Genomic DNA, 8,130 nt, shown 5'->3' on the forward strand with positions numbered 1-8,130 from the left:
TAATGATTGGATTTGGAACAATTTCCGGAATTTTTGATGAAATCGACTGGAATGATTTCCAATAAATCCATCATATCAATCCATCTCCGCTGTCTGATTCGTCTATTGCTCGGGAAAGAAAATCATGGAAAGGCTTCATTAACCTGAAGCCTTCAATTGCTTTTTTCTTGAAGTCTCCAGATGAAATTTCTAGATCGGAAATGGGCTTGGAAACGATAAAGCTTTTGTGTTTTAAAAGTTCGATGTAAGGATGCTCTTGGTCATAGCCCTTGGGGGTCGTTTTGAGTTTATCCCCTTCCAATCCTGAAAAAATCTTCTTGAACTTTGGATCATTCAAAATGGCATCCAACTCCTTACCGGAATAGTCGATTTCTTGACGGATTTTTTTCAGACTTTCGGATTCGGGCATCCAGATACCTCCTGCCAAAAAACTATTCCCAGGCTGCACGTGCACATAATATCCCGGCCCCATGGACTTTTTTCCACCAACTGAAAAATAAGCAGCAAAATTGGTTTTATAAGGGTCTTTGTTTGCAGAAAAACGCACATCCCTATTTTGTCTAAAAACGCAATCTTTTGCTTTGAAAGATGAAAGTGCTGGTTCCCAAACAGAAACTTCAGACAGCATTTCTCCCACATCATTTAAAAATTCCTCTTTGACAGCAAGATACCAGGACTTGTTCTCATCCATCCAGGATTTATGGTTGTTTTGGGAAAGTGCTTCGAGGAATTTTAAGTATTGATTTGCCATATCCAAATATAAAAAACAACAGGCAACCATTCCATTTGTTTTTCAAAAAATCAGAAAATCAAAAAAGCCTGATTTTTGGGTCAGGCTCAATTTTGGTTTAGTTTTCAATCATTTCAAAACATGCTTATTTACCCATTCGATTTCTTCTTGCCGAATAGTATGCTGCGCGTCAGAGAAAATCAGTGTTTTCACATCTGCGCCAAGGTTTTTTATCAATTCCGACGAAGCTTCTATCCTGCTTAGAGGAACATGCATGTCCTTGTGACTTGATCCAATAAATACGGGGGTTCCAAGGAAATCGCCTTTGTACTTTGCAGGATTGAGTTTTTCTCCTATCAATCCTCCCGTAAACGCTATCACACCGCCGTACTTTTTGGCATTTTGCGAAGCATATTCCAAGGAAAGGCAAGCTCCCTGGGAAAATCCAATAAAGTAGATTTGCTCTGAAGTGAATCCCTTTCCCAAAACATCTTTGACCAAGTCACTGATAATTTTGATTGAATTGGAAAATGCAGGTTCATTATTGAGATCCGGTGCCATAAAGCTATAAGGATACCACGAACTTCCCGGAGCCTGAGGAGCCAATAATGCGAATTCTTCTAAGTTCAGGTATTGACTTAAACTCAAAATACTTGCTGCATTTGCTCCCCTACCGTGAATCATGATTGCCACTTTCGTAGCTTGCTCGAGCGGCACTCCGGCTTTAGTTACCTCAGGCATATTTTTCAATTTTCAATTCAACTTTGGCCAACCTAGTTTCCAATTTTGCCCTTTGGGGTTCAATCCATTCAGGTAGTTTTAGCAATTCTCCCAAATGTGCTTCATCCTCATCTATGGCAAATCCCGGTTCGTCTGTAGCAATCTCGAACAAAACTCCCCCCGGTTCACGGAAATAGATGGATTTGAAATAATTTCTATCCTTCACTTCCGTGACATGAAAGCCATTTTTTAGTAAAATTTCCTGAATCTCCAATTGACTCGAAACATTCGCTGTACGGAAAGCTATGTGATGAACTGTTCCCGCACTCTGCATTCCCTGTCTTCCATTAGGATCAATTACAATATCCACAATATCACCGGGTTCGCCTTTAGTTCCGTATCGATAACGCCCATTCTCTTCAGCAATGAACCTATAATCCATGAATTCGGTGAGCAACTTTTCTGTCAACTCTTTGGCTTTAAGATTTAAGGTTGCCCCATAAAATCCTTTGATTGCAAATTCCAAAGGGATGTTTCCATATGTCCAACCCTTCCTGAGGTCCTTGTCATTGGCAATCAATTCAATCCCCATGCCATCATGATCCTCGAACCTGATGAATTTTTCACCAAACCTTGTCAAAGGTGTCGAGATAGGAATGTTGAATTTTGCCAATCTTTCCATCCAGAAATCCAAAGAATTCACAGGAATCGAAAATGCGGTATAAGTCAATTCACCCGTTCCTTTGGTTCCTTTCCTAGCACCTTCAAATGGAAAAGTCGTAAAAACTGTTCCCGGCGCACCCAATTCATCTCCAAAGTAGAAATGATACACGTCAGGCGCATCAAAATTGATAGTCTTCTTCACCAACCTCAACCCTAAAATGCCTGTATAAAAATCCAGGTTTTTTTGAGGATTGCCTGCAATGGCGGTGATATGATGGATTCCTGTGATTAGAGCTGCCATGGTTTTTGGTCTTTATGGTTGATATAATTGGTTATTGGGTTAATGGTTATTGAAATTAACTAATAACCATTAACCTTTAACCAAAATCAAATTTACTGCTTTACAACCTGAATGTTCGCAAAGATTCTGACCTGGTCACTTACAACTACACTTCCTGCTTCGGTCACAGCATTCCAAGTCAAACCAAATTCTTTTCTGCTTACTTTACCTTCCAATTCGAAGCCTGCTTTGGTCTGTCCATAAGGATCTTGTACAATTCCTCCAAAATCTGCAGAAAGCTCCACATCCTTGGTTGTATCTTTGATCGTCAATTCACCTTTCAGTTTGTCGCCTTCCAAAATTCCAATGAAAGTCATTTTTGGATATTTTTCAGCATCAAAGAAATCTGCTGATTTCAAGTGATTATCCCTATCAGATTGGTTGGTATCGATACTTGCAATGTCTGCCGAGAAAGAGATTTCTGCTCCTTGAAAATCGTCAGAGGTGCTTTCTGCTGCTGCTGAGAAGGATTTGAAATTACCGGTCACGGTAGAAATTACCAAGTGTTTTACTTTGAATGATACTTCTGAATGTGTTGGGTCAATTGCCCATTTTGTTGTTGTTTCTGTTGAAGTTGCGGTACTCATAGTTTTGTTTGTTTTAAATTATAATTGATAAAGTTTATTTCTATTAATCGATACTTTCAAATTGGTTTTCAATATGGAATTAATTGAACATTCTAGACATTAAATGTATATACATGTTTATTGGTAAATTTTTTTAGCCCCGGAGTTTATCAAGCAGAAAATTCAATTGGTTCACTTCTTCATTGTCCAATTGTACAAGATCACGATTTTGGCTTAGAATCTCCTCTTGAAGTTGAGTCAGTAAGGAAAGGCCTTTTTCTGTGATCACTATATCCACCTGCCTTCTATCTGCAGGGCACTCTTCCCTGTTCACAAAGCCCTTTTGCTTTAACTTTTCGACTAAGCGAGATGCATTTGACATTTTGTTTAGCATCCGGTCTTGAATAGATGACACTGTAATCGGATTTCCATTTTGTCCCCTCAGAATTCTCAAGACATTGTATTGCTCGGGAGAAACTCCAAAAGGCTTCAATAAACTGTTTTGTTTGGTGACAATATAACTATGAGTAAAAAGAAGATTTACGATCGCCTTATTGTAAGCATCTTTAAACTCTTTCTGTTGAATCTCATCTTCTAACCTCATCGTATGTAATGTCTTTGTATTAAATGTATATACATGTAAATGTATCAAAAAGTTTCAAAAAATTCAACTTCTATTAATTTATTTTTGATTGATTAGGAAAAAATTTCAAAACTTCCTCATCCAATCCCCAATAAGCCTGTTTACTTCATCGGGTTTTTCTATACAGCTACTATGCCCTGCTCCGGGCACCATGTGCAAGACAGCATCTGGAATGGCCATTTGTATGAATTTGGCTTTTTCAGGTTTGGTAGCCACGTCCTCATCTCCTACTACGACCATGGTCGGACATTTGATATGCCGGATTTCTTCTTCTACCCCTTTTCTATGGATCACTGCCTCTACCGATTTGGTTATGGACTTCTTGTTAGATTGAAGTTCTTTGATCCACTTCTTGTAAGAATCCGCATTTTTTGGATTTTCCAGCCAGCTTTGTGCAAACATAATCTTCATCACTGTTCCGGCAACAGTTGGAATAATCCCGAAAAATTTAACGATTCCGGTCAATAATTTATACTTGGGCAAATTTTCAACAGGCTCGGGACTGGCTGAGGTTTCTAAAAGAATTAAACTTTTAACCTTTTCGGGAAACCTTGCAGCAACACGCATCCCAACAAACCCTCCCATCGAAAGCCCTACAAAATGTACCGGTTTTCCGACCATCTTATCTATCAATTCAACCACATCCAGGGTCAGCAAATCCATATCAATTGGACCTTTGGTATCTTCAGATTGACCTTGTCCTCGATGGTCATAAGCGAATACAGTATAATCCTTCTTCAAAAAATCAATCTGGCTTTGAAACATCTTATGACTCCAAAGCAAACCATGTGAGAAAACAATCACTTCCTCTCCTTCTCCTTCCTGGATATAAAAAAGTTTGGTGTTGTTAAGTTGAATGTGTGGCATATTATTGTTGTACGATGTATAGTGTAGTAAGTACCAAGTATTGGATGAAAGATTTGGATTTAGCTACTGATTTTGGAAAATAGTCCACTATCCCAAAAATCAATGTGAGGAGACAGCTTCGTGCTTTGTACTTTTTACTTGATACTTGGTACAAAACATTACCAATCCAGTCCCGGCTGCTTTAATTTCCTGGATTCTTCCCGGTCTTTGTGCTGTTGTACCAGAGTACGAACATCGAGCAGCAGTTGTTTGGCATCATATACTATTCCATCTTTCACGGTATATTTCACACCGCCTACTCTGATCGGCTCATTATTTTCATCTATCCGGATGGCGCCGGTACCATATAATACCTTGAGGTTTTGAAGTGGATTTTCTTCCAAAATCACAAAATCCGCCAACTTGCCGACTTCCACAGTCCCAATTTCATTTTCCATTCCCAAAGCTTCCGCAGCAAACATGGTCGAGGACCTGATGACTTCCAAAGGATGGAATCCTGCTTCCCTGAGCAATTCCATTTCCCGGATATAGGCAAATCCATATAATTGATAAATAAAACCCGAATCCGAACCTGTCGTCACGCGGCCTCCACGGTTTTTGTATTCATTGACAAAAGTCATCCAAAGGCGGTAATTTTCCTTCCATTGGATTTCCTCCTCCGTTGTCCAATCAAACCAATACGATCCATGGGATTCCCGGCTTGGCTTGTAAAATCGCCATAATGAGGGAAGCGTATATTCCTCATGCCATTCCGCCCTTCTTGCACGCATCAGGTCACGGTTTGCTTCATAGATATTAAATGTCGGATCCAAAGTGAAATCCAAATCCAAAAGTTCCTGCATTACTTTGTTCCAATGCTCTGAATATGGCGGTGCCGCTTGCTTCCAAAGTTTCCCAGCTTCAGCAAATCTGTGCTGTTCATTTTGGTAATTGTAATCCAGTCTGTAATCCTGAATGGTCCTGTCAGCAAAAAGTGCTTCCGGAAGTCCATACCAATGTTCCATAGTTGTCAGTCCGGCCCTTGCGGAGTGGAGCACATTCCATCTCGCCACGTCCATCTGTGCATGGTGCATCGAAGACCTTAAGCCGATTCTTTTGTTTTCTTCCAGCGCTGCCTGCATGACTTCAGGCTTGGCGCCAAAGAATTTGATTCCATCAGCACCTTTTTTTGCATTTTCATTTACCCAGGCTTTTGCCTCTGCGGCATTGGTGATGGGCGTTTCTGAACCTTGACCAAAACTTGTGTATGCAAACAGCCTTGGTGCTGTTATGGTATTGGCAGCGGATTTTCTCTTGTGATCCAATACCCAACTCAATCCATTGCTTGCCGAGGGGTCTTTTACAGTGGTGATGCCATGAGCCATCCAAAGCTTAAACACATATTCCGCAGGAGTTCCTTGCCCAGAGCCCCCAATATGTCCATGCATATCAATAAAGCCCGGCAGAAGGTAATGTCCCTCCAATTCCATGACTTTGTCATTTGGCCCGGCTTTTGGTCTTCTATCTTCCTTGATCGGAATTCCGGGATAGCCAACGACCTTCACTTCAGTTATTTTGTTTTTCTCAACTACAATGTCTACCGGACCAATCGGCGGTGAACCTGTACCGTCAATCAGGGTAACTCCCCGGAGAATCAACTTGTCATAAGGACCTTCACCTTCTTTGCGGTCAGGAGAAGGCATGATCTGTGAAAAGTTTTCCAATGGAAATAAAAATAGACTTAGGGCAAATAGAATCAATGTTTTTTTCATGGCTGGTGGTTTTTATCAGGTTCAAAATACTCCTTTTCTACCCAATAAAAAAACCGACTATCCTAATGACAAGGATAGTCGGCTTAATTAAAAGCAGGTTATGTTACTTACTCTTTTTCTTTCCTGAAAGAATAGCGGAGACCGATATTCGTCCTAATAGAAATATCTCCCGACCCTGGGGAGAGATATACATTTGGAGTCGCTTCCATCAAAACAGCAAAATTACGGTGGGCAGCTATTGGCTTAAAGGTTAGGCCCAAAGGAATGCCAAATCTACCGTTACCTTCGTCATTAATTCCCAACATGATCCCGGCATGTAAATTCACCCATTCTCCTCGTTTAAAATTTCTGTGAAACATTCCTTCTACACCGAATGGAAAATCGATAATATCAGTTGCCAAAAGCCTTAATTCTCCAAAATATTGTTTTTCATTATCAGTTCCAACACCAACTTGGTTTATTAACCCACTGTGATACACCCCTACATGTACTTGGGCATGAGACTGAATCGAAATGAAAACGCCGAAAATCATGATAACAGCAAAGGATCTGAATTTATTCATGTTTTTTAATGGTTTGATTTATAAAGACAAAAATAGTTTTTAATTATAATCTACCAAAAAGAAAGTTGATTATCCCAGCTTGGACAAAAAAAGGCCTTTGGGAATTGATATCCCAAAGGTCTTACATCTGGCTTCTGTCTTCCGTCCCGTACAATAAAAGAAACAGGGCTACCGGCATATTTGCAGATAACTATTTCATCTATCCTCTCAAAATCTCCATTGGAGGCATTTTTACGATTTTTCGGCCATTGAGCCAACCTAACAGAATGGTCAAAGCAGTTATGGCTAGATAGACAATCAAAGCTTCCTTGTAGGCTCCTCTAAATGGCAACTCAAACACAAACTCGCTAAGCAACCATGTTGCCAAAAAGGAAAGCAAAATCCCACTCAGAGAAGCCAAAGAACCCAAAAAGAAATATTCCAAGGTATTGATCTTGCTGACCAAACCGCTGTCCGCACCCAAGGTCCGTAGCAGGATACTTTCGCGCATCCTTTGGTATTTGCTGATGATCAATGAGCTGATCAAAACCAAAATCCCAGTAATGATGCTAAAGAATGCCATAAATTGGATCACAAAACTGATTTTGCCAAGGATTTCTTCCAATGTTTCTACTATGGCCCCGAGGTTGATCACGGAGATATTTGGAAACTCCCTGACGATCTCTGACTGAACATCTGCAGCCTGACGGTCATTTTTGGTTTTGGTAATTACCACATGAAACTTCGGTGCATTGTTCAGTACATTTTCAGGGAACAAAACCAAAAAGTTGGTCGAAACCTGATTGAATTTCACATCCCGAAAACTTCCCACATATGTGGTGATTGGTCTTCCCTGCACATTGAAGATAATTTCATCGCCCAATTTGATTCCTGTTCGCGTGGCGTATCCCTGATCGAAAGAGACAAATACAGAATCGCCGGGATTGGTCACTTTCCTTAGCTCTCCGCTCAACAGTCTTTCCGAACTGATCAAAGTATCTCGGTAGGTCACCCTAAATTCCCTGTTGTATAATCCCCGAGATCGCTTTTCTTCTTCTGGCAAAGTATCATTCCCCTTTTTTGTCAACCCATTGATAGATTCCAAACCCATCGTCACAATAGCAACCTGCTGCATGACCCGAAGGTCTTTACTCCTTATCTTATCTGCGACCGCTTCCACCTGATGCGTTTGGATGTCAAAGAGCAGCATATTGGGTTGGTCCTTTTTGTCTGCAAACTTTGCTTCATCCAGTAATTGGTTTTGGACAAAAAACAAAGTGCTGATCATGGCTGTACCCAATCCTATCG

9 protein-coding genes are annotated in these 8,130 nt (G+C 40.5%); all 9 read right to left on the bottom strand.

The features are described 5' to 3' along the window. Positions 1–70: 70 nt before the first annotated feature. Positions 71–751 carry a DUF2461 domain-containing protein gene (locus ACZFYI_RS11535; protein WP_462524282.1) on the bottom strand — a complete coding sequence of 227 codons (681 nt, stop codon included), beginning with the start codon at positions 749–751 and terminating at the stop codon, positions 71–73. Positions 752–859: 108 nt separating this feature from the next. Continuing rightward, positions 860–1,471 (bottom strand): alpha/beta hydrolase, encoded by a 612-nt coding sequence (locus ACZFYI_RS11540; RefSeq protein WP_462524283.1) that lies wholly within the window; start codon positions 1,469–1,471, stop codon positions 860–862. Beyond that, positions 1,464–2,414, bottom strand: a complete 951-nt coding sequence (locus tag ACZFYI_RS11545; RefSeq protein ID WP_462524284.1) for a ring-cleaving dioxygenase — start codon at positions 2,412–2,414, stop codon at positions 1,464–1,466. Before ACZFYI_RS11545 ends, ACZFYI_RS11540 begins: the two co-directional genes overlap by 8 nt. A gap of 92 nt (positions 2,415–2,506) precedes the next feature. Further along, positions 2,507–3,040, bottom strand: coding sequence for a YceI family protein (locus tag ACZFYI_RS11550; protein WP_462524285.1), 534 nt, complete (start codon positions 3,038–3,040; stop codon positions 2,507–2,509). A gap of 133 nt (positions 3,041–3,173) precedes the next feature. Continuing rightward, positions 3,174–3,623, bottom strand: a complete 450-nt coding sequence (locus ACZFYI_RS11555) for a MarR family winged helix-turn-helix transcriptional regulator (protein WP_462524286.1) — start codon at positions 3,621–3,623, stop codon at positions 3,174–3,176. Positions 3,624–3,728: 105 nt separating this feature from the next. Further along, a complete protein-coding gene (locus ACZFYI_RS11560; protein ID WP_462524287.1) occupies positions 3,729–4,529 on the bottom strand; it encodes an alpha/beta fold hydrolase in 801 nt (266 codons plus the stop codon). A 158-nt stretch (positions 4,530–4,687) separates the two neighbouring features. Beyond that, positions 4,688–6,280: an amidohydrolase family protein gene (locus ACZFYI_RS11565; protein ID WP_462524288.1), complete on the bottom strand. Its 1,593-nt coding sequence runs from the start codon at positions 6,278–6,280 to the stop codon at positions 4,688–4,690. 107 nt (positions 6,281–6,387) lie between these two features. After that, positions 6,388–6,843: a hypothetical protein gene (locus ACZFYI_RS11570; RefSeq protein WP_462524289.1), complete on the bottom strand. Its 456-nt coding sequence runs from the start codon at positions 6,841–6,843 to the stop codon at positions 6,388–6,390. 199 nt (positions 6,844–7,042) lie between these two features. Continuing rightward, on the bottom strand, positions 7,043–8,130 hold a 1,088-nt coding region (locus ACZFYI_RS11575), incomplete at its 5' end, for an ABC transporter permease (RefSeq protein WP_462524290.1).

Source organism: Aquiflexum sp. (assembly GCF_977115555.1).